This is a genomic window from Acinetobacter sp. SW-226, from assembly GCF_055632855.1.
In genome coordinates this window covers 1,315,175-1,337,397 of sequence record NZ_CM145752.1, presented here as the reverse complement: position 1 = coordinate 1,337,397, position 22,223 = coordinate 1,315,175, and the positions used below count along the sequence as shown (strand labels likewise).

The following is a 22,223-nucleotide window of genomic DNA, read 5'->3' as shown; positions in this document are numbered from 1 at the left end:
TTAACAACTTAAAACTTGTACAATGGAATGCATAGATTCCACTCCACCTTTTTCACGTACACCGCGAACGGGTGCAACATCCCAGTAATCACGTCCAATAGCTACATAAATATGCGACTGCGGTCTAAATAATTGATTACTGGTGTCAAAACAATACCATACATCATCAATATACACCTCTGCCCATGCGTGACTGGCGAGGTGCGAAGTTTCAGGTACATGTAAATAACCCGAAACATAACGTACTGGCAAGCCTAAATGCTTACACATCGCAATAAAAACATGACTATGGTCCTGACATACGCCTTGCTGACCATTAAATGCATCAATTGCAGATGTATGTACCGACGTTTCTGCAGCTACATAAGGAATATGCCCCAAAATTGCATTGGATAGTTGCATTAAATTTTCACGATTAACTGTCGGCACATACTGATGTGCAAAAGCCTTCATTTCAGCATTACATTGAGTATTCGGCGTAGGCTGTAAAAATAAATTTGGGTTAAGATGATCTTGAATACCATGCTCGGCCTGCGTGTTAATCTCAACAATACCTTGTGCCATAATGGTCAATTGTTGATAAGCTTCACGCTGTGAACTCGTGATCCAAATATTTTGAAAGGCATCTCGTTTCTCTTCACGTACTCCTGGCACACTCACGTGCCAGTGGCAAACTTCCTGATGCGAATTATCCGATGGTGTCATTTTAATATATTGGATGCTATTGCATGCAACTTCACTGTATTGATAATGCGTCTGATGGTTGATCATAAGTCTCATACATCTACCTCAAACAGTTGTTGGATATAATCACTAAAATGATAAAAACTCATTGCATCTGGCTGTGCTTTAAGTTGTGTCCACGCTTGAGCGAGAGCAATCCACCCCATTCCTTTTAACACATCAACAATATTATCAATCTCAACCAATGTACGATGCTTCTCTTGCTTCAGACGAATTTGCCTATCAAGCTGTTCAATCATTTGTCCTAAACTAAAAAATAAGAATACATCACTTGCTTCTGCTTCGAGCACATCCTGACATTCACCAACAACATCACAAATATAAGCTGCATTTTCTGTAGCATTTTTGATAAATTGATTTAGTTCCGCATAAGCTTTTGCCGATAAAATACCACGCAAGTCTTGCACATTGGATTTAGCATTTTGAAATTGTTGATTAAATGATGCAGGATTGCTTTGGTCTAAAATCAGTTCATTCAACGAACAAGCATCAAAAGCAGGTAGGCAAAACGCATGTGCATAGTCCATTGCAGATTGATCTTGTGTAAACGGAAACTGTGAACACAAATATTGAGTACGAGTTAAATAGCGTCCTAACCAAAAAATATTTTCTGCATTGGTGCTTAATAAAATCATTCTTCTACCCTCATATTTAGTTATTTATGAATGTAAATTTTCTACAACCCAAGTATCTTTAATTCCTCCTCCTTGGGATGAGTTGACCACCAGTGAACCTTCTTTCATCGCAACACGGGTTAATCCACCAGGGACGATTTCGGTACGATATGGGGAACTAAGTACAAAAGGTCTTAGATCAATATGGCGCTCTGAAACACCCAATTCAGTCATCGTTGGGCTAACGGAAAGCTCTAATGTAGGCTGAGCAATATATAAATGTGGCGTAGCCATGAGCTTGTCTCTGAACTGCTCAATTTGGCTTTTGCAAGCTTGCGGTCCAATCAGCATACCATAGCCACCTGAACCTTGTGCCTCTTTAACCACTAATTGCTCAAGGTTATCCAGTACATAAGCCAGATCTTGCTTGTTACGGCATTGATATGTTGGAACATTTTTTAAGATAGGTTTTTCACCTAAATAGAATTGGATCATTTTATCGACATAAGGATAAATCGCCTTATCATCTGCGACTCCTGTGCCAGGCGCATTTGCAATCACCACGTTATGGCTGAGATAAGCCGACATTAATCCAGCTACACCTAAAGTACTGTCTGGCATAAAACATAAAGGATCAAGATAAGCATCATCCAAACGGCGGTAAATGACATCAACACGCTGACGTCCACGAATCGTTTTCACATAGACTTTATCATGCTCAACAAAAAGATCACGTGATGTCACTAAAGGCACATCCATTTCACGGGCTAAAAAGGCATGTTCATAATAAGCACTGTTAAAACGTCCCGGTGTTAACACCACAATAAAGGGCTGATCGACATAGGCATTTTCAGCCAAAATTTCTTTGAGTAATTGTGGATATTGTTCTATGCCTAAAATATTGCTTTTTTGCATTAAATCGGGCATTAATTTTTCACTAATTTTGCGACTCTCCAGCATATAAGAGACGCCTGATGGTGTTCTTAAATTATCTTCAAGTACATAAAACTCACCCTGACCATCACGTATAATATCTATACCACTGATTTGACTGTAAATTTTACCTTTTAAGCTATGTTCATACATATGTGGCTGATACGCTTCATGTGTTAGCACTTGAAGTTCTGGAATAATCTTAGCTTTGAGAATCTCTTGTTGATGATAAATATCGTGTAAAAATAAATTTAAAGCCCTTACACGCTGTGCGGAACCCGATGAAATTTTATTCCATTGCTGTTTCGCAATTACTCGCGGAATCAAATCGTAAGGAATAGTGCGTTCAATGCCCTCAGATTCTCCATAAACAGTAAAAGTAATACCTTCATATAAAAAATGTTGCTTTGCGACTTGGTTTAATCCTTCAAGTTCTTTTAAGTTGTACTGTGACAACCATTGCTCAATCCGTACACAGGCATCGCCTGACATCGCGTTATCGTCCGTCATTTCGTTAAAGAAATTTGACGTCATTTGATGGAATAATCCAACAGATTGGCTCGATAAGCGATCTTGAGAGTCGATCGGGTTCAATACAGGTTGGTCTAGGTTGTAGCCTTCCAACATCGTATTCACATTTGTATCTTTATCTTCTTTAAACATACAAACCTCTCAATTATTATCGGTATGTAATACTTATGAAGCAATAACTATGCCATAGGTATGGTGATTGCTTTCTTTCATTAATTGATAAAAAGCCAAACACTTCAATTCTATTTCGCATTAAGTTGTGTCAAAAAATATAACTGAAAAAATTAAAGCAAAGCTTGCTTAAACGAGTGAGTTTTTTTATTGTGTTCTCATTCAAGTAAGTAATTTCGACTTCTATATTTTATTCCATTATGTCTGCACAAGAAAAAGAAACGTCCAATAGCCTCTACCGTCAGTGGCAAATTTTATCCCGCCTTTCTACTGGAAAATGGATGGGGACACGCGAGTTGCAAGAGATTTTGCAACGCGAAGGCATCGACATTACTTTACGTACCATTCAACGTGATTTAAACCAAATTTCGCAACGTTTTCCTATTGAAAATAATGGTACGGTTCCTCAAGGTTGGCGCTGGCGCTCCGATGCACCTATTCAGAGTTTACCGCACATGACCAGTTCGCAGGCGGTCACTTTTATGATGGTTGAGGAACACTTAAAACATCTGCTGCCACCAAGTTTAATTGAAGAAATGAATCCTTGGTTTGACTTGGCTCGCCGAAGTCTATCCACACAAAACAATGTGCGTCAATGGATTAACCGTGTACGCATCGTGCCTGCAACTCAACCTTTGATTCCTCCGATTGTTGAAAAATCAGCACAACAAGCAATCTACGAAGGACTACTACAAGACAAACAACTTGAATGTGTATATCAAGGCTTAAATCAAGCTATTGAAGCAAAAACTTATACATTAAACCCACTGGCATTGGTCCAAAAAGGTGCAATTATTTATCTGATTTGTACCCGCCACGATAAAACGGATATCCAAACTTTCGCGCTGCACCGTTTCAAGTCAGCCACAGTTTTGAACTCTCGTGCTTTACATCCTGTTAATTTCGATATTGATGAATATATCGAATCAGGTGCTTTGGGTTTCCGTGTTGACTTCTCTAAACCCACAGAGAATGTTGCACTCACTCTGACCATGACTGAAATTGATGCGTTGTATTTGGAAGAAACCAAACTCAGCACCAATCAAGTATTAGAACCGCTTGGAAATGGACATATTTTGGTTCATGCTACCGTACCTTTCACCTCGCAACTGGTGTGGTGGTTACGTAGCTTTGGCAATAAAATTAGCCATATTGAACCCAAAGAAGTGCGTGATGCTGTGAATCAAACAGTTACAGATTAAAATAAAAAAAGCCCCAATCTCAGGGGCTTTACAGTTTTTTTGGCATTAGATATTTGAATTGCTTGTGGTTGTCATTTTCATTGCTCATCTTGATTTGATACCTCCCCTAAACCAAGACGAGTGCGCTGTTTTTGGTGATTCATACAAACTAGCATTGGCATGCAAGTTCTCCACTGTTAAAACGGATACATTTCATCGTCATGTTATTGACCTCATATTAAGAACGTAAAATCAATTTAAGATACAGCGACGATTTTGTGAAATAACATAATTGGCAATTTTTATCTATTTTTCTATTAAACAACTCTTAAGCTTAGTTTATCTGTCAAAACAAAAAGCAGACAATCTCGTCTGCTTCTTAAATACCCATTTACACCAAAAAGTTACTTATGCTTTCGTTTTATAACGAGACAAGACTGTCACAGCTGCCGCTGAAATCATTACTGCTGGTAGGCTTGCGACTAAAATTCCTGTAGCTCCAAGGCCAAGTGCTAAAATTTTTCCCGTTAACAATGGTCCAGTCATTGCACCCAGGCGGCCTAGAGAAATAGCACTTCCCACCCCTGTAACCTTGCCCGCACCAGAGTAAAAGATAGGTGAAATACCATATAAAATCGACTGTCCACCCGTTGAAAATATTCCACCCATTACACCAGCAAAAACCAATAGCGGAATTGATGCGGTTGTGAACAACAAAACAAGTGCTACAGCAAGCCCGACATAAATAATGCTAGCCATTTGCCAAAGTTTCAAACGATCTAACAAATAGCCCAAACCCAAAGTACCGACTACAGCCCCGACTTGAAAAATCAGCATAATACTGAAAGCTTGTTGCTTCGTTAAACCTTGTTCCATCAATAAATTCGGTAACCAACTAATTAAAATATAGTTGATCATAAGGGTAAAAAAGAAACCTAACCATAAAGGCACTGTTCGTTGATATTGCTGTGCTTTAAACAGAACATCTGCCATTTTCGGAACAGCTTGATTAAATTCAGTTTCGATCTGTACAGTTCTAGGCTTATCTTTCAAAATCATCGCCATAAACGGCAACAAAAGTAGTGGAGTCAATCCACCGACTAAGAACAAAGTTTGCCACTGAATGTCTTTAAAATAAATCGCTAAGCCTGCAACAAAAATTGCTCCTACAGGCAAACCACAGTACATCAAGCTATTGAGCTTACCGCGGTTGGCTTCCGTAGCTTCATCTCCAACCACCGAAATCATGGTTGGCATAGCTGCCCCTAAACCGAGTCCAGTCAGGAAACGAGCAAGATATAGAACTTCAAGATTCGGTGCGATGGCTGTGATTGCAAAAAATACCCCAAAAATACCAATAGACAACATCAAAACTTTCTTTTGTCCCAAGTAGTCTGCAATGCGTCCACCAAAAAAAGCTCCAAACAACATACCAAACACACCAAGGCTAAATACATAACCCATTTGCACTTGATCTAAAGCAAAGCTTTGCGCAATTCCCTTTGCCGCAATTCCTGGGGCTTGCAGGTCAAAACCTTCAAAGAAAGCGACCCAAAAGCATAAAAAAACCACCAGAAATTTTTGTAATTTTTCACGTTGTGTTAACGCCATGATTGATCTCCATCCATAGTAAACATCCTTATGGCAAAACACGCATAAGCACGTGACTAAATTGTCAGCTCAAACATAATCAATAAACACCACGACAATGGTCGGGATTCACTCTCTACAATGTATAAATAGCTTCATTATTTAGACCTAAATCATAATAAACCTATAGTTCAAAGCTATTTCACATACAAATAGTTTATTAAATACATATATTTAGATTTATAAAAAGCTATTAACGATACAACCATAGCAAATAGCAATCGTCGCAAAAAATTTACTTTTTATTTCTTCCAAAATTGCCACCTGCTACGTTTCGGTCGCTTTTCTTCAATACACACCAATCCCTTGAGTGCTTCATTATTGATGCTGTCATACATTTTTAAATACTCAGGATTCAGCGGCTCTCCGACATATTCAGGCGTATACGCTGTACAAAGTTTTCGTAATGAACGCTCATACCATTTTTCTGCAACGTCTAAATCTGCATTAAAATAGAGCCCTTTTTCATATATATATCCAATCTTGCATTCTACATACGGGTCTTTCTGATCCGCCGCTTTATGAATCCAATACGCCGTTTCCTCTAAATTTTTTTCGGTATAGAAACCATTTAAATACCAATAACCCACTTGATACTGTGTGGAAGCTTCACCCTTTTGCGCATTCAGTAAGAACAGTTTAAAAAATAATTGTTTGGCTTCATCTAAATGTAAAAGGAATCAATTTTTCGGATCTGATCATTAATCTGATCAATTGAGTAATCCCTTGCGTTTTTAAGAAAATATTGTGCCTGCTGCAATGGGTTGTCTTCTGTAAAGGACGCGATTAATTGCATTGCTTCTACCCGCATCTCATCTGTCCTACTAATCCGGGCATCCAGTACCACATTTAAATGTTTTCGGGCAGATGCTAAATCGCGCTCAACCCCTCGTCCCTCTAAATACATACGGCCTAAACTTAAATCTGCCACTATGACCTGACCTGCTACTTGTTGATATAGTTCAATTGCCATATCTAAATCCAGCGGTACATCTAAACCATACTCATACTTATCTGCTAAATTATTGATCGCGACTAGATTCCCCAAACCGACAGATTTTGGTTTTAGCAAGCTCCCAAACTTTCATAATGGCTCAATCAAATTGATAAAACTCACCACTTTGATTGAGCCAGATAACCACATCACCCGCGCGAATCTCTTCTCCGCTTTTATACTGTAATGACATAATTCACCTTATTTTTTATTGTATATTGCCCCTGCGCAGTTTTTACCCAAAAAAAAGCCCGCATAAAGCGGACTTTTTCAATAACTTTCAAAGATTAAGCAGATTTTTTCGCTTGTGCATTTTTACGGATCGTAATCATGATCAATTGCACTGCTGCAGGTGTTACCCCTGGAATACGATTTGCTTGAGCTAATGTTTCAGGACGTACATCTTTCAATTTTAAAGTAATTTCACGGGATAAGCCTGAAACGACATCATAATTAAAATCGGCAGGAATTTTAGTTTCTTCCAAACGCTTCATTTGTGCAACGTCTTCATGCTGACGGTTAATATAACCTGCGTATTTCACCGCGATTTCAATTTGATCGCCCACTTGTGCAGACACTTCTGAACCTGTGAGTTCTGCAATTTGAGCAAATGAAATATTCGGACGTTTTAACAAATCAATCGCAGAGCATTCTTTCGATAAATCCGCACCCGTCATTTCGACAAATTTCTTGCCCATCGGGTTGTTTGGTGCCGCCCAAAGGTGTTGTAAACGGCCTGTTTCCAATTCAACTGCTTCCATTTTTTCACAGTAAGCAGCCCAACGCTCGTCATCTACCAAGCCCATTTTACGACCCACTGGCGTTAAACGTTGATCCGCATTGTCTTCACGTAGCATCAAACGATATTCGGCACGTGAAGTAAACATACGGTATGGTTCTTTCGTGCCTAGCGTAATCAAGTCATCCACCAACACACCCATATAGGCTTCATCACGTTTTGGTGTCCACTGCTCTTGATCCCACGCACGACGCGCAGCATTTAAGCCTGCAAGCAAGCCTTGCGCACCCGCTTCTTCATAACCCGTTGTACCATTAATCTGACCCGCAAAGTACAAGTTATTGATGGCTTTGGTTTCTAAAGTAAACTTTAACGCTTGTGGGTTGAAGTAATCGTACTCGATGGCATAGCCCGGACGTAAAATGTGCGCATTTTCCATCCCGCGAATTGAACGAACCAACTCAAACTGCACATCAAATGGCAATGAAGTTGAAATACCATTTGGATAAAGCTCATGTGTATCTAGGCCTTCAGGCTCTAAGAATACTTGGTGTGAGTCTTTATCAGCAAAGCGGTGAATTTTGTCTTCAATAGATGGACAGTAACGTGGACCCACGCCTTCAATAACACCAGTATACATCGGTGAACGATCTAAACCGCCACGGATGATGTCATGGGTTTTTTCATTGGTGTGTGTGATATAGCAGTTGACTTGTTCAGGGTGCATAGATGCATCACCCATGAAAGACATGGTCGGTGATGGGAAATCACCTGGCTGCGGAATCATCACAGAAAAATCAACTGAACGCGCATCAATACGTGGTGGCGTACCTGTCTTTAAACGTCCCACTGGCAAATTCAATTCACGTAAACGGTGAGCCAATGAAATTGAAGGTGGATCGCCTGCACGGCCACCGCTTGATTTTTCAAGCCCTACGTGAATTACCCCCCCAAGAAGGTTCCTGCTGTGAGTACCACTGTTTTCGCATCAAAGCGAATCCCCATTTGGGTCACAACACCTTTTACGGTATCACCATCAACAATCAGGTCATCTGCCGCTTGTTGGAAAATATCGAGATTAGCTTGGTTTTCTAAGGTGTCACGAATTGCAGCTTTATAGCGAATACGGTCTGCCTGTGCACGCGTTGCACGAACGGCTGCACCTTTACGTGAGTTTAGGATGCGGAACTGAATCCCCCCTTTGTCGGCAGCCAATGCCATTGCACCGCCCAAGGCATCAATCTCACGTACTAAATGCGATTTACCAATACCACCAATCGCTGGATTACAGCTCATCTGCCCTAAAGTCTCAATATTGTGAGTTAAGAGTAAAGTCTGTCGCCCCATACGTGCCGCAGCCAATGCTGCTTCTGTACCTGCGTGACCGCCGCCGATAACAATGACATCGTAAACTTTAGGATAATGCATAGTGGTAAGGAGATTAAAAAATGATAACGAAAGATTATAGCAAATTTTCAATTGTAAGTTGACTGCTTCCGTAGAATTTATTGTATATGCCATCAACGTATTAGACCGTTCAAAGCTAATTTTATGTAAGTTGACTTGCAGTACAATAGCAAAAAATCAACAAATGAATCGTTTTGTTACCTGAAAAGCCTTGTATTAATTTGATCATTTTTTATTCTATAAATTGATCATACAACAACCAAAGGTAAACATTATGAATAAGAAGATTCTTTTTTCATCCATTCTCTGCGGTTTATTATTTTCACCTTTTGTATCTGCCAATGACAAGGTCGAAAAAGTTTATGATAGCCAACGCTATCAACAAGTATGTAAAGGTAAATCTCAAGGAACAGCCGTCAGTTTTGCTTACCGTGGCATTATTTGGAATGGTACTTGTGAACCTCAATTTTTCCCGAGCTCAAAAAACGCCAACATTCATGGTGATGAGGCTGAATTAACCAGCATCTGCCACGGTGATCCTAAAGCAATGTCCATTAATATTGAAGGTAAAGAAATTAAAGGTAAATGTGCACTCGGATTTAGCGCACCAAAACCTAAAATGTAGATTAAGCCACTAAAATCAAGTTGTTTCACTAGGGTAAAAAATCGTCTTTTTTACCCTTTTTTTGCGTCTTGTAAATTATTGGATTCGGTATACACTCAAGCAAAGATGAAAAATAAAAACCAATAAAAAAGGGATTCCATGGATTCGGAATTATTTACTGTTTTTTTGCCTTTGACCTTGGCATTGATGATGATGGGATTGGGTTTACACCTACGACCCGTTGATTTTTATCGCCTCGCACAATACCCCAAAGTGATTTTTATTGCCTTATTTTCACAGTTAGTGCTACTGGTGGGCATTGCATTCCTCATTTGTAATTTTTTAAATTTATCTCCTATTTTTTCTATTGGCTTAATGCTTGTTGCAGCGTCACCCGGTGGACCAACATCAACTATCATGACCTATTTATTTAAAGGAGATATTGCACTCAATATCACCTTAACTGCGGCTAACTCAGTCATCGCGACATTTACCCTGCCGTTTATTCTTAATCTCTCCATGATATATTTTTTGCAAACAGCTCAACCCATTGATATACCTGCAACAAAAATCGCAAAAGTCTTTTTCCTGACTTTAGTTCCAGTCAGTACTGGGATGTGTTTACGTTATTTTCTTCCAAAATTTGCCATACGACTACACCACCCTATGCGAATATTATCGCTTAGCTGCTTATTTTTTATTTTTTTCATTGCTTTATATCTAGAACGACACAATCTGATTCAATATATTTTTGAAGTTGGACCAGCAATTGCGTTATTTTGTTTCAGTAGCATGTTCATTGGTTTTTTTATACCTCACATTGCCAATATTACAGAAAAACAAGCATTAACCTGCTCATTTGAGATCACCATTCATAATACAGCGCTTGCGATTACTGTTGCACTATCAGTATTGGGTAATACAGCCATGGCAATTCCTGCGGGAATTTATTCTATTTTCATGTTTGTTTTTGCCACCCTCTTTGGCTTATTGGTATCACAAAAAAAGACCGTTTATTTTTCAAAAGGCAAAACTTAATAGACTAATTTCACAGCCGTTATTAATAATGATTTTAAGGAGAAAATAAGCGAATGGATTCTAGTATTATTACCATTTTTTTACCTATTGCACTTGCTATTGTTATGGCAGGTTTAGGTTTAGAGTTAACCCCAAATGACTTTAAGCGAGTCAGCAAACATCCTAAGGCTGTTCTTTTGGCATTGTTCTGTCAGCTCGTCATTTTGACCAGTATCGCGTTTGTCATTTGTAAAGTTTTGACATTACCACCATTACTCGCAGTTGGACTCATGCTACTCGCAGCTTCTCCAGGTGGACCAACAGCAAACTTATTTAGCTATTTATATAAAGGAGACATTGCTCTCAATATCACCCTCACCGCAGTTAACTCAATTATTGCTGCATTCACCTTACCTTTAATTGTCAACTTTGCAATTCAACATTTTATGAATGATGGTCAACATGTGGGCTTACAGTTCTCTAAAGTCATACAAGTCTTTCTTATCATTATTATCCCCGTGTGCTTAGGGATGCTGGTTCGGTATTTCAGACCTGAACTCGCCGATAAACTAAATAAACCCGTTCGAATATTTGCTGTAGTATTTTTAATCATCATCATTATTGGCGCGGTGGCTAAAGAGCGAAGCAATATCATGCAATATATTGGTGATGTAGGCCTAGCTACTGTTCTGTTCTGCATCTGTAGTTTAGTTATCGGTTATTTTGTTCCTCGTCTTTTTGGTATCAGTAGTACTCAAGCACGTGCTTGTGCCTTTGAAATTGGTATTCATAACAGTACTCTTGCCATGACGATTGCACTGACGGTAATGGCGAGTACGACCATTGCAATGCCCGCAGCTGTTTATTCTATATTTATGTATATCTTTGCTGCTATCTTTGGAACATTGCTTAACCGTTATGCTCCTTCCGTTCAACCCAGTATAGAACAAGCCCCAAATTAATGTTGTGCATAAGGATGCTTCGGCATCCTTTTTTATTTTGAGGAATGCTGTCGAACTGTGCACCGTTCCGCTACAATATTTATTTATACATAAATATTAGGTTATTCCTGTGAAATGGTTACAAATTCATATTACGGTTGATCAAGCGCAAGTCGATTTTACTGAAACCCTTTTAGAATCGTTGGGTGCAGTCAGTGTCACACTAGATGATGCAGAAAACCAAGACTTACTTGAACCACTTCCTGGTGAAACACCACTTTGGAATAAAGTTATTGTAACGGGTATATATGCGCAAGAAGACGACGAAGAAATTGATGTAAACGCATTAGAAACTTTTATTCGTACTCAAATGCCTGATGCACCGATGCGTAGCGAATTTCTTGAAGATCAAGAATGGGAACGCACATGGATGGATGCCTACGAACCAATTCAAATTGCTGACAAGTACTGGATCGTTCCTGAATGGATGGACGCACCAGAGCCTGATGCGGTCAACATTAAACTCGATCCAGGTTTAGCGTTTGGTACAGGTAACCATGCCTCTACATTCCTTTGCCTTCAATGGCTAGGTAAAACCGATGTTAAAGACAAAATCGTGATCGACTACGGCTGTGGTTCAGGTATTTTGGGTGTTGCCGCTTTATTGTTAGGCGCAAAGAAAGTCTACGCAACCGATATTGATCCGCAAGCTGTTTTAGCTACGGAACAAAATGCACTATTGAATGGTGTTTCTGAAAACCTATATGTCGGCTTACCAGATGAGTTCAATTTAGAGCTAGCTGACCAAAAAGCAGATGTTTTTGTTGCCAACATTTTAGCAGGGCCTCTCATGATGTTAGCGCCACAGTTCGCAACTTTAATTAAATCTGAGGGAGAGTTCGCACTTGCAGGTGTAATTGAAGAGCAAGTTTCTGATGTTTCTAGTGTTTATTCTGAATTTTTTGATATATTAGAGGTCGAAAAACGCGATGAAAACTGGTGCCGAATTTCGGGTAAACGCCACACCCTTTAAATGAACCACTAAAACACTATGAGCGACAAACAAACATCTTGCCCAAAATGCTTAACTATCTATAAAGTAAGTGTTGCACAACTGACCGTTGCACAAGGTATGGTTTGTTGCCCAAAGTGCTCAATGACCTTTAATGCCCTTTCACATTTGACGACGGGTCATGCAGTTAATGAAAATGAGGAAAAAGCGTCGAATTTGAATAACTATTTAGAGCCTTCAAATCCAGCGCTTTCATCCACTCATATCGACAGTATCCATTTTGATCTATCACAATCTGCTGCTCTTTCGATGACCACAGCGAACTTGCTCGATATTTTCAATTTGAAAATTGAACATTCCAACATTGATCTCAAAACCTATTTAAATAATTTAAATTACTTTAGTACCGATCCAATTGGTAACTATCCTGCGATGAACTTAGCTGAGCATAGTCCAGCTAAACCGCCAAAACGTCCCATGTATTATGTGCTTTGGGGAATGATCAATTTTGGTTTATTGGCACTATTGTGCTTTCAATATTTATGGTTTAACCCACATATCATTAATAACAGCCCAGCATTGGGTGCAACATATAACAAAGTTTGTCTTGTACTGAATTGTAGTAGCCTTCAGGAACGCTACAGTCTCATCAGTATTAATAAGTTAAAAGTTAAAAGTACAGGCTCACAGGAAACCCAGTTTTCAGGGGAGCTCATCAACTACCATGAAACGAGCTTACCTTTGCCGATCATCAAAGTGATCTTAAAAGAAGATGGTGAAATAGATTCAACTTATCAATTGCATTCCAATGACTATTTGATCGACAGTCTAGTTGGAATTAAGCGGATTCCTAAAAATAGTCCATTCAAATTCAAATTTACCCTGCCAGTAAGCCGTAAAAGCTTCAATCATTACAGTTTAGAAATAGTCCAGCCCTAAAATTTAAAAAAAATGTAAAAAAAGTGAAAAAAAATGCAGTTTTCTTGCTCACTTTTTCTTAGACAATGGTATGATACGCGCCACGAAAGCTTAGTGCTGCAATCTCCTCAGTCTTTTAATACAAATAGAACATCAGCTAAAATACGCGTTATCCAAATATCGCGTATCGAGCAGATTTTTTTGTTTAAAAAAGGTCAGTAACAAATATTTAACTATTGTTACGCTTATATTTCGACCAACTTAGCGATATTGTGGCATGCTAAATGTACAGTTTTAGAACTACTCGTTTTAGGATCTAAAACGAAGTTCATTTTAATTTTAGACCACTTTATATATGTCACTTTACCCAAGTGATATTTAGATTTTTCGGATTAATTCGCATGAATAGCAAATCTCCTATTTTTACTGCACAGTCTGATGTCGCTCTTCGTATTCACGTAGATCGCGCAGTTCGCCACTATTTTGCACAATTGCAAGGCGAGCAACCATCTCAGGTCTACGACATGGTGCTAGCAGAAATGGAGAAACCTCTTCTATCTGTAGTTTTAGAATATACCCGCGGTAACCAAACACGTGCTGCGGAGATTCTAGGTCTTAACCGTGGCACTTTGCGTAAAAAGTTGAAAGCTCACGGTTTAATGAGTGAATAAATGATAAAATGCTTGCGGCTTCCGCGGGCATTTTTTTTACCTGCTATTTTTGGCTTTTTTTGTTTTAATTCTTGATAACTGTGACGAAGATCATGACCATTAAACGCGCTTTAATCTCTGTTTCCGATAAAACTGGCATTGTTGAGTTCGCTCAAAACCTTGTAGCTCTTGGGGTAGAAATTTTATCTACTGGCGGTACATATAAGTTGTTAAAAGACAACAATATCGCTGTAGTCGAAGTTTCAGAGCATACGGGTTTCCCAGAAATGATGGATGGTCGTGTAAAAACGCTACACCCGAAAATTCATGGTGGTATCTTAGCTCGTCGCGGTCTAGACGAAGCTGTGATGGCTGAACACAACATTGATGCGATTGATCTTGTGGTTGTGAACCTTTATCCATTTGCTGCAACTGTAGCTAAACCAAATTGCTCACTTGCAGATGCGATTGAAAATATCGACATTGGTGGCCCAACTATGGTTCGCGCTGCGGCAAAAAACCATGCATCTGTGGGGATTGTAGTTAATGCTACAGACTACGACACCGTTGTTGCTGAGCTAAAAGCAAATGGTGCTTTGTCTTATGAAACTCGTTTTGATTTAGCCGTTAAGGCATTTGAGCATACAGCACAATATGACGGCATGATTGCTTCTTACCTAGGCGCTCGTGTAGGTAAGGAAGAAGGTCAAGCAGACAAGTTTGCACGTACTTTTAATACACAGTTAAATAAAGCTCAAGACTTGCGTTATGGTGAAAACCCGCATCAGTCAGCAGCATTCTATATAGAAAGCACAGCAACTGAAGCTTCTGTTTCAACAGCGAAACAACTGCAAGGTAAAGAACTTTCTTATAACAACATTGCAGATACAGATGCCGCACTTGAATGTGTGAAATCATTTGCAAAACCTGCTTGTGTTATTGTTAAACACGCAAACCCTTGTGGCGTTGCGGTGTCTTTAGATGGTATTCAAGCAGCATACGACTTGGCTTATGCAACTGACCCTGAATCAGCTTTTGGCGGCATCATTGCATTCAACCGTGAATTAGACGTTGCAACTGCACAAGCCATTGTAGATCGTCAGTTTGTTGAAGTTATCATTGCACCGAGCATCGCTGAAGGCGTGCTTGAAGTCACTGGTGCAAAGAAAAATGTTCGTGTACTCGTTTGTGGTGAATTACCAGCAATTGACGCACGCCAAGCTCAACTTGACTATAAACGCGTCAATGGTGGCTTATTGGTTCAAGACCAAGACTTAGGTATGATCACCAAAGATGACCTAAAAGTTGTGACCAAACGCGCACCAACTGAAGCTGAAATTGATGATTTGATCTTCGCTTGGAAAGTTGCGAAATACGTGAAATCAAATGCCATTGTTTATGCTAAAGGTCGTCAAACCATTGGTGTAGGCGCAGGTCAAATGAGCCGTGTTAACTCAGCGCGTATTGCTGCGATTAAAGCGGAACATGCCGGTTTAGTGGTTGAAGGTGCGGTTATGGCATCGGATGCATTCTTCCCGTTCCGTGATGGTATTGATAATGCAGCGAAAGCAGGCATTAAATGTATTATCCAACCGGGCGGTTCTATGCGTGACGAAGAAACCATTGCTGCTGCGGATGAAGCAGGCATTGCGATGGTCTTTACTGGTATGCGTCACTTCCGTCATTAATTGATTAGAAGTCATATTTATTAATCCCCCTAAATCCCCCTTTGTAAAAAGGGGGACTTTTCACGTAAGAAACCTTGGTTTTCATGCGTGATCCCTTCCCTTTTTTAAAGGGAGGTCGGGAGGGATTCTTTTCTTTGAGGGATTTTTAGATGAACATTTTAGTTTTGGGTAATGGCGGTCGTGAACATGCATTGGCATGGAAAATCGCACAAGATGAGAAAGTTGCAAAAGTATTTGTAGCTCCTGGTAATGCAGGTACAGCGACAGAAAATAAATGTGAAAATGTTGCGCTTAACATTTTAGACAACCCTGCAATTATCGACTTTGCAAAAAATAATGCGGTAGATTTAATTATTGTTGGCCCAGAAGCACCGCTTGTAAATGGTGTAGTGGATGCCTGCCGCGCGGCAGAGCTTAAAATTTGGGGACCAACTCAATTTGCTGCTCAGTTAGAAGGCTCGAAAGCTTTTGCTAAGCACTTCTTAAAGCGCCACAACATTCCTACAGCATTCTATGATGTATTTACTGAAGTCGATGAAGCGAAAGCTTTTGTTGAAAAAAATGGTGCGCCTATCGTAATCAAGGCAGATGGTCTTGCTGCAGGTAAAGGCGTGATTGTAGCCATGACCAATCAAGAAGCTTTTGATGCAATTGATGACATGTTGGCAGGCAACAAATTTGGTGATGCAGGTTCACGTGTCGTAATCGAGCAATTCCTTGCAGGTGAAGAAGCCTCTTTCATTTGTATGATTGATGGCGACAACATTTTACCAATGGCAACGTCGCAAGATCATAAACGCATTTTTGAAGGTGACCAAGGTCCAAACACAGGCGGTATGGGAGCTTACTCTCCTGCTCCTGTGGTGACTGCCGATGTCTTTGACAAAGTCATGAAGGAAGTGATGCGTCCGACAGTTGATGGTATGAAAGCCGATGGTCATGTCTATACAGGCTTCTTATACGCAGGCTTGATGATTGATGATGCGGGTCAACCACGTGTGATCGAATTCAACTGCCGTTTTGGTGACCCTGAAACTCAACCGATTATGATGCGTTTACAATCATCTTTGGTTGAATTAGTAGAAGCAGGTATTGCAGGAAAGCTTCCAGAAGAAGCACAGTGGGATGACCGTAAAACGGTCGGTATCGTACTGGCATCTAAAGGCTACCCTGAAACATCAAGCAATGATGATGTGATTTCAGGTTTAGATACACAAATGACCGATGCTAAAGTGTTCCATGCTGGCACGAAGGCCAATGAAAATGGCGAGATCGTGACTGCTGGTGGTCGTGTACTCTGCGTAACTGCACTAGGGAATACAATCGGTGAAGCACAAGCCAAAGCTTTAGAACTTTGCCAAAAAGTAACTTTTGAGGGTGTTCAATATCGTAAAGATATTGGTTACCGCGCGATTGCTCGTGAAAATGCTTAATTTCAACTGAGTCAGTTAAGTTAAAAACCCGCATAATAATGCGGGTTTTTTTATTGATCTTGATTTCTCAGCTTTTTCAACTGGCGCGGTGCCACACCAAACCAATTTTTACAAGCACGACTTAAAGCAGATTGTTCAGAAAAACCCAATACTGAAGCAATTTGGCTCATTGATGCTTTTGAGTCGGCTAAATATTGCAGTAATAATTGCTGTCTAAGTTTATCTCGGATCTGTTCGAAACTTGTGCCCTCTTCATCTAATTTACGTTGTAAGCTTCGCGGGTGCATCGCAAGCATACATGCAATATCCGTTTTATTGGCTTTAGGTCCAGACAAATGAATACGTATCGCATGTTGTACGCGATCACTCAATGACCCCTGATGACTGCGAAAGCTCCGCTCAAGATAACTATCCACAATTTCACGTAGACCATGATCAATACTAGCCAAAGTAATATTCAACATATCTTTATGTAAAAATAAGGCTGCATGTTGTTGGTTTTCAAGCACATCTGTATGAAAAAAACGCTTATACGTACTTAAAGGCGCGATTGGACTATGTGGTAATGTCACCTTCAGTGGCTGATATTGTTCACCACTTAAATAGCGCATAACACGATGACATACGGCAAGCCCAAGATCCATAGACTGGCGTTTACTCAAAATAGGAGTCGAATCATTTAGCTGTATATCAAAAACGATTGCAACAATATCCGCATGTGGCTCAAATAAATCGGCGGCAATGGCTTCATTAATATATAGTCGCAATGCCGAACCATGAAGAAACAATAAATCTGAACTGTACTTAATCACTTCTCGCAGTGTAGAAGCACTCTGTAAAATTAGCCCGAGCACACCTAAAATACCAATGTCTTGATACTGGGAAATACGTAAGCCAAAATCAGGACAATGGGTCTGCTGTGCACTATCCTCTAAAAGCTGAATCATTGCAGCGTGTGATATCCACGCATTATCATCTTGTAATTGCCCAAGTTGAATACCATATTTTGCCAATAACGGTATTGGGTCTATTCCCAATTGTTGCATAAGATCCAAGTATCCCCGTAAACCGGAACTATGCACCATGTCATCATGGATATTTTTATGGCGTAAAACCGCGAGCGAATCTTCCTGATTCATTCCAACAATTCCTGTCTCAACAAGTCAAAAAATAGACTCATTCTGTCAAGTTAACATATAAATGTCTCGGCAGAATAGCTCCAATGAACATTTTATTGCTTCATTGATACTGTATATCAAGCAAATAAAATGATGTCCTAAAATGTAGCTCATGGATATGAAAACTACATTCATCGTTAAAGACAAAAAAGGAAAATAGAATGAATTTTAAAAATGTCACTGTTGCAGGTAGTGGTGTACTCGGCTATCAAATTGCATTTCAAACCGCATTTCACGGCTTTAAAGTCAGCGTTTATGACATCAATGATGAAGTGCTTGGCAAAGCCAAAGCCAAATTTTTTGAATTATGTGAATGCTATAAACGTGATCTCAATGCAACCCAAGATCAACTCGACAATACATTTAACAATCTTAGTTATCATTCGAACCTTGCCGAAGCAGTCAAAGATGCAGACCTTGTGATTGAAGCTGTACCAGAGGATCCAGCTATTAAACGGGATTTTTATGAAAAATTAAGCCACGTTGCACCTGAAAAAACTATTTTTGCAACCAACACGTCGACGTTATTGCCAAGCGAATTTGCTGAAGTGACTGGACGCCCAGAAAAGTTTTTAGCCTTGCATTTTGCTAATATGATTTGGGTGAATAACATGGCTGAAATTATGGGACATGCATCTACAGATCGTAGCGTCTTCAACCAGTTAGTTGAATTTTCCAAAGCGATTGGAATGTTACCATTGCCAATTTACAAAGAACAACCTGGCCATCTCCTCAACTCAATGCTGGTTCCGTTTTTAATTTCAGCACTGGACCTTTGGATAAATGAAGTGTCTGATCCACAAACCGTAGATAAAGCATGGATGAAGTCATTTGGTTCACCCAAAGGTCCGTTTGCAATCTTAGACATTATTGGCATTAACACAGTATATAACGTTGCAAAATTGCATGCCGATACCAACCCACTGATGGCACGTCTCATGGATCGACTGCAAACAGAATTTATTGAGCCTGGTCACCTCGGTATGCCAACAGGACAGGGTTTTTATAGTTATCCGAATCCAAATTATGAATCTAAAACCTTTTTACAGTAATTTGAGTTTTTAGCCTTAACCGCCTATGGCTATTCTAGGATAGTCGTAGGCAATACCAACGAATATGCTCGATTCTCCTGTCTTCACTACTATCTAAGAATAAACAGCGATAGGCTCAGTTTTTGCATTGACTCAAATACTCAAACAAACCTAATCATAAGCATTGAACTGCTTACATCTTTATAATTTCATCTGATTCAGCCTTTCAATCGCAGAAATATCCGCATTCTCGTCCGACACTTTATTCAGCTTATATCTATTTTTTGTATTTAGTTTAGATAAAATCTTATAAAGAACAAAATTTAAACAAACCATTATTTTTTAATAGTTTAATTCTCTGTACACGACAAAAATAGATAACTCATTGAAATAATGGCATAATACTTGTTTTCTGACGACGAATATGATGACACATTTCAATGAGTTACATCTCATCTTAAACAAATATCTAAAGTGGAACAAGTCACATGTAAAATGTTTTACACTGATTATGATTGCATTAATTGTAAAACAGACCTGTAATCTTTCTTCTGCATCTAAAGCCTTACCCATCAAGTGCTTACCACAATCATTTTATCGACGTATACAACGCTTCTTTGCAGGTCAGTATTTTGATTATCGTCAAATTTCTCAGTTGATTTTCAATATGTTTTCATTCGACAAAGTGCAACTGACTTTAGATAGAACCAATTGGAAATGGGGAAAACGAGATATCAATATCTTGATGTTAGCCATCGTCTATCGTGGAATAGCGATACCTATTGTTTGGACATTGCTCAATAAACGTGGAAATTCAGATACAAAAGAGCGTATTGCTTTGATTCAACGCTTTATCTCTATTTTTGGTAAAGACCGTATTGTGAATGTGTTCGCAGACAGAGAATTTATCGGTGAGAAATGGTTTACATGGTTAATTGAAAATGACATCAACTTCTGTATACGTGTTAAAAAAACTTTATTGTGACCAATCACTTAGCCAGGAATCATAAAATTAGTGATTTATTTCGTCATCTTCAAGTTGGTCAAACTGAATGTCGTAAACGACGTATTTGGGTTGGTCGAGTGAAACTGTATATTAGTGCGCTACGATTAGAAGATGGGGAACTTTTACTTGTTGTTTCTCCTATGTTTAATGCTTCTGCTATTCGTGATTATGCATTACGCTGGGAAATCGAAACCTTATTTAGTTGTCTCAAAGGACGTGGATTCAATCTTGAAAATACTCGTTTAACAGACCCTGGACGAGTCAAGAAATTGATAGCAGTGCTAGCTATCGGTTTCTGTTGGTGCTATTTAACAGGTGAATGGCAACATGATCAAAAAAAAGCGATAAAAATAAAGAAGCATGGACGACTCTCAATGAGTTTATTTCGCTATGGTTTAGACTATGTTCAAATGGCGATTCAGCGTTTAATTGGTTTTGGGAAAAAAGAAGAGTTTAAGGAAATTTTGGCAATTTTAAGAAGGCAGAATCCTGATAGGATAAGGGTTCTGTGAAATTTGTCGTGTACAGAGAGTTTAATTAAAAATAATATATTGTTTTCACTATAAAAATATAAAGTACCGCGCCATTGCTAATCTTAAAATCAGATAAGTATTAAATTTTTATGCTCTATATCGAATATTACTTTGTTGATATGATGTGCAAAATTTAACGATTGAGCATATATGTTACTCGTTATTTGAAAAGCATCATTTTTTAAATATGAAGGAAACATATACGACTGATATAGCATTGCAAGCTTGCAAAACACACATTACAGTCTTATGCATCAAATCAGGAATGTCTGATTTAAAATCAATTAATCTCTCTATAGTTCAGGTAAGTGATACCTCATTTGGATGCTTACTCGGGAAGAAAAAATGAAAAAAATTCTAGGAATTGCACTGGGTTTATCTGTTGTTTTAACAGGTTGTAGTAAACCTGAAGCACCTGCAACAGATGCAACTAAAAAGGATACAGCAACCACTGCTGAGCAAACAGTAACTATCGCATCGACAGGGTCTGATGCGGACATTTGGCGCTATATTGCAACTTTGCCAGAAACCAAAGAAGCAGGTTTAAAATTAGACATTAAAAACTTCACTGACTATGTTGCAATGAACACTGCTGTTGCAAACAATGAAGTCGATGTCAACGCATTCCAATCTTATGCTTATTTGGTTGCCTACAACGAAGCAAACACAGCGAAGATTGCTCCGCTTTCTACCACCTACCTAGAGCCAATGGGTATTTACTCAAGCAAAGTAAAAACACTGGCTGAATTTAAAAATGGTGCAACGATTGCGATTCCAAATGACGGTGCGAACGAATCACGTGCATTGTTATTATTACAATCTGCGGGTCTTGTGAAGTTAAAAAATGACTTTGACTTTGTGAAAGGTACATCTCAAGACATCGTTGAAAATAACAAAGCACTTGTCATCAAGCCTATTCAAATGGCAACGGCTGTACGTGTGAAAGACGAAGTTGATGCAATTGTGTTGGGGAATACCCTTGCAATGGAAGGTGGTCTAAACGTATTGAAAGATGCGATTTACTATGAGCCAATCGACCAAACCACGAAAATGAACGTCAACGTTCTTGCTGTGGCTGAAGCGCGTCAAAACGACCCTGTACTGAAAAAAGTTGGTGAGCTTTACCATGTCGCTGCAGTAGGCAAATATGTTCAAGAGCATTTTGGTGGCACAAAAATTGATGTGAACAAGCCAGTAAGCTACCTTACTCAAGCTAAATAGTAATATAATCAAATCAACGAAACAGGC

At 39.2% G+C, this 22,223-nt stretch carries 19 protein-coding genes and 1 pseudogene; 12 read left to right on the top strand and 8 right to left on the bottom strand.

The features are described 5' to 3' along the window. The 3 genes from ACZ8ZH_RS06365 to ACZ8ZH_RS06355 are packed head-to-tail and all read right to left on the bottom strand — an operon-like array spanning window position 1 to window position 2,954. Window positions 1-780, bottom strand: coding sequence for a transglutaminase family protein (locus ACZ8ZH_RS06365; RefSeq protein ID WP_119062906.1), 780 nt, complete (start codon window positions 778-780; stop codon window positions 1-3). After that, window positions 777-1,379: an alpha-E domain-containing protein gene (locus ACZ8ZH_RS06360; RefSeq protein ID WP_119062907.1), complete on the bottom strand. Its 603-nt coding sequence runs from the start codon at window positions 1,377-1,379 to the stop codon at window positions 777-779. The genes ACZ8ZH_RS06365 and ACZ8ZH_RS06360 overlap by 4 nt, the downstream gene beginning before the upstream one ends. A gap of 24 nt (window positions 1,380-1,403) precedes the next feature. Then, window positions 1,404-2,954 carry a circularly permuted type 2 ATP-grasp protein gene (locus ACZ8ZH_RS06355; RefSeq protein WP_086207742.1) on the bottom strand — a complete coding sequence of 517 codons (1,551 nt, stop codon included), beginning with the start codon at window positions 2,952-2,954 and terminating at the stop codon, window positions 1,404-1,406. 239 nt (window positions 2,955-3,193) lie between these two features. On the opposite strand from ACZ8ZH_RS06355, the gene ACZ8ZH_RS06350 reads away from it, so the two are divergent. Beyond that, window positions 3,194-4,195 (top strand): helix-turn-helix transcriptional regulator, encoded by a 1,002-nt coding sequence (locus tag ACZ8ZH_RS06350; RefSeq protein ID WP_086207743.1) that lies wholly within the window; start codon window positions 3,194-3,196, stop codon window positions 4,193-4,195. A 387-nt stretch (window positions 4,196-4,582) separates the two neighbouring features. On the opposite strand, the gene mhpT is transcribed toward ACZ8ZH_RS06350, so the two are convergent. The 4 genes and pseudogenes from mhpT to mnmG all read right to left on the bottom strand — a co-directional run bounded on the left by mhpT (window position 4,583) and on the right by mnmG (window position 8,985). After that, window positions 4,583-5,785 carry a 3-(3-hydroxy-phenyl)propionate transporter MhpT gene (gene mhpT, locus ACZ8ZH_RS06345; protein WP_119062908.1) on the bottom strand — a complete coding sequence of 401 codons (1,203 nt, stop codon included), beginning with the start codon at window positions 5,783-5,785 and terminating at the stop codon, window positions 4,583-4,585. A 281-nt stretch (window positions 5,786-6,066) separates the two neighbouring features. Further along, window positions 6,067-6,414 (bottom strand): SEL1-like repeat protein, encoded by a 348-nt coding sequence (locus tag ACZ8ZH_RS06340; RefSeq protein ID WP_228199372.1) that lies wholly within the window; start codon window positions 6,412-6,414, stop codon window positions 6,067-6,069. Window positions 6,415-6,488: 74 nt separating this feature from the next. Continuing rightward, window positions 6,489-6,896: a tetratricopeptide repeat protein gene (locus ACZ8ZH_RS06335; protein ID WP_228199373.1), complete on the bottom strand. Its 408-nt coding sequence runs from the start codon at window positions 6,894-6,896 to the stop codon at window positions 6,489-6,491. 209 nt (window positions 6,897-7,105) lie between these two features. Beyond that, window positions 7,106-8,985 (bottom strand): annotated as a pseudogene (mnmG, locus tag ACZ8ZH_RS06330) (tRNA uridine-5-carboxymethylaminomethyl(34) synthesis enzyme MnmG). Between the two features lie 253 nt (window positions 8,986-9,238). On the opposite strand from mnmG, the gene ACZ8ZH_RS06325 reads away from it, so the two are divergent. The 8 genes from ACZ8ZH_RS06325 (at window position 9,239) to purD (ending at window position 17,227) form a co-directional block, all read left to right on the top strand. Further along, the gene (locus tag ACZ8ZH_RS06325) at window positions 9,239-9,589 is read left to right on the top strand and encodes a hypothetical protein (protein WP_086207746.1); all 351 of its coding nucleotides are present in this window, start codon (window positions 9,239-9,241) and stop codon (window positions 9,587-9,589) included. A gap of 138 nt (window positions 9,590-9,727) precedes the next feature. After that, window positions 9,728-10,606 carry a bile acid:sodium symporter family protein gene (locus ACZ8ZH_RS06320; protein ID WP_119062909.1) on the top strand — a complete coding sequence of 293 codons (879 nt, stop codon included), beginning with the start codon at window positions 9,728-9,730 and terminating at the stop codon, window positions 10,604-10,606. A 53-nt stretch (window positions 10,607-10,659) separates the two neighbouring features. Then, window positions 10,660-11,547 (top strand): bile acid:sodium symporter family protein, encoded by an 888-nt coding sequence (locus ACZ8ZH_RS06315; protein WP_086207748.1) that lies wholly within the window; start codon window positions 10,660-10,662, stop codon window positions 11,545-11,547. Window positions 11,548-11,656: 109 nt separating this feature from the next. Further along, entirely contained in the window at window positions 11,657-12,559 is a 903-nt protein-coding gene (gene prmA / locus ACZ8ZH_RS06310) for a 50S ribosomal protein L11 methyltransferase (RefSeq protein WP_086207749.1), read from the top strand. 18 nt (window positions 12,560-12,577) lie between these two features. After that, complete coding sequence (locus ACZ8ZH_RS06305) at window positions 12,578-13,477, top strand: DUF3426 domain-containing protein (RefSeq protein WP_119062910.1); 900 nt, start codon at window positions 12,578-12,580, stop codon at window positions 13,475-13,477. Between the two features lie 380 nt (window positions 13,478-13,857). Continuing rightward, a complete protein-coding gene (gene fis / locus ACZ8ZH_RS06300) occupies window positions 13,858-14,127 on the top strand; it encodes a DNA-binding transcriptional regulator Fis (protein WP_001086304.1) in 270 nt (89 codons plus the stop codon). 92 nt (window positions 14,128-14,219) lie between these two features. Then, on the top strand, window positions 14,220-15,794 hold the full coding sequence (purH, locus tag ACZ8ZH_RS06295) for a bifunctional phosphoribosylaminoimidazolecarboxamide formyltransferase/IMP cyclohydrolase (protein WP_119062911.1): 1,575 nt from the start codon (window positions 14,220-14,222) through the stop codon (window positions 15,792-15,794). Window positions 15,795-15,943: 149 nt separating this feature from the next. Beyond that, window positions 15,944-17,227: a phosphoribosylamine--glycine ligase gene (gene purD / locus ACZ8ZH_RS06290; protein WP_119062912.1), complete on the top strand. Its 1,284-nt coding sequence runs from the start codon at window positions 15,944-15,946 to the stop codon at window positions 17,225-17,227. A gap of 50 nt (window positions 17,228-17,277) precedes the next feature. Here the strand turns inward: purD and ACZ8ZH_RS06285 are convergent, their stop codons facing one another. Next, complete coding sequence (locus ACZ8ZH_RS06285; RefSeq protein ID WP_119062913.1) at window positions 17,278-18,366, bottom strand: AraC family transcriptional regulator; 1,089 nt, start codon at window positions 18,364-18,366, stop codon at window positions 17,278-17,280. Between the two features lie 200 nt (window positions 18,367-18,566). Between ACZ8ZH_RS06285 and ACZ8ZH_RS06280 the strand changes: the two genes are divergently transcribed. The 3 genes from ACZ8ZH_RS06280 to ACZ8ZH_RS06270 all read left to right on the top strand — a co-directional run bounded on the left by ACZ8ZH_RS06280 (window position 18,567) and on the right by ACZ8ZH_RS06270 (window position 22,196). Beyond that, window positions 18,567-19,457 (top strand): 3-hydroxyacyl-CoA dehydrogenase, encoded by an 891-nt coding sequence (locus ACZ8ZH_RS06280; RefSeq protein WP_119062914.1) that lies wholly within the window; start codon window positions 18,567-18,569, stop codon window positions 19,455-19,457. Window positions 19,458-19,863: 406 nt separating this feature from the next. After that, a protein-coding gene (locus ACZ8ZH_RS06275) for an IS4 family transposase (RefSeq protein ID WP_470247926.1) occupies window positions 19,864-20,954 on the top strand; the annotation gives its coding sequence in 2 pieces (ribosomal slippage) (window positions 19,864-20,404 and window positions 20,404-20,954; 1,092 coding nt in all). 366 nt (window positions 20,955-21,320) lie between these two features. Next, complete coding sequence (locus ACZ8ZH_RS06270; RefSeq protein ID WP_086207755.1) at window positions 21,321-22,196, top strand: MetQ/NlpA family ABC transporter substrate-binding protein; 876 nt, start codon at window positions 21,321-21,323, stop codon at window positions 22,194-22,196. Window positions 22,197-22,223: the final 27 nt, after the last annotated feature.

Bases quoted from the DNA above. Each gene is read 5' to 3' on its own strand.
- ACZ8ZH_RS06285 (WP_119062913.1), bottom strand. From the start codon at position 18,366: ATGAATCAGGAAGATTCGCTCGCGGTTTTACGCCATAAAAATATCCAT.
- ACZ8ZH_RS06305 (WP_119062910.1), top strand. From the start codon at position 12,578: ATGAGCGACAAACAAACATCTTGCCCAAAATGCTTAACTATCTATAAA.
- ACZ8ZH_RS06320 (WP_119062909.1), top strand. From the start codon at position 9,728: ATGGATTCGGAATTATTTACTGTTTTTTTGCCTTTGACCTTGGCATTG.
- ACZ8ZH_RS06355 (WP_086207742.1), bottom strand. From the start codon at position 2,954: ATGTTTAAAGAAGATAAAGATACAAATGTGAATACGATGTTGGAAGGC.
- ACZ8ZH_RS06350 (WP_086207743.1), top strand. From the start codon at position 3,194: ATGTCTGCACAAGAAAAAGAAACGTCCAATAGCCTCTACCGTCAGTGG.
- ACZ8ZH_RS06270 (WP_086207755.1), top strand. From the start codon at position 21,321: ATGAAAAAAATTCTAGGAATTGCACTGGGTTTATCTGTTGTTTTAACA.
- ACZ8ZH_RS06360 (WP_119062907.1), bottom strand. From the start codon at position 1,379: ATGATTTTATTAAGCACCAATGCAGAAAATATTTTTTGGTTAGGACGC.
- ACZ8ZH_RS06315 (WP_086207748.1), top strand. From the start codon at position 10,660: ATGGATTCTAGTATTATTACCATTTTTTTACCTATTGCACTTGCTATT.
- purD (WP_119062912.1), top strand. From the start codon at position 15,944: ATGAACATTTTAGTTTTGGGTAATGGCGGTCGTGAACATGCATTGGCA.
- ACZ8ZH_RS06325 (WP_086207746.1), top strand. From the start codon at position 9,239: ATGAATAAGAAGATTCTTTTTTCATCCATTCTCTGCGGTTTATTATTT.
- fis (WP_001086304.1), top strand. From the start codon at position 13,858: ATGAATAGCAAATCTCCTATTTTTACTGCACAGTCTGATGTCGCTCTT.
- ACZ8ZH_RS06280 (WP_119062914.1), top strand. From the start codon at position 18,567: ATGAATTTTAAAAATGTCACTGTTGCAGGTAGTGGTGTACTCGGCTAT.
- ACZ8ZH_RS06365 (WP_119062906.1), bottom strand. From the start codon at position 780: ATGAGACTTATGATCAACCATCAGACGCATTATCAATACAGTGAAGTT.
- purH (WP_119062911.1), top strand. From the start codon at position 14,220: ATGACCATTAAACGCGCTTTAATCTCTGTTTCCGATAAAACTGGCATT.
- mhpT (WP_119062908.1), bottom strand. From the start codon at position 5,785: ATGGCGTTAACACAACGTGAAAAATTACAAAAATTTCTGGTGGTTTTT.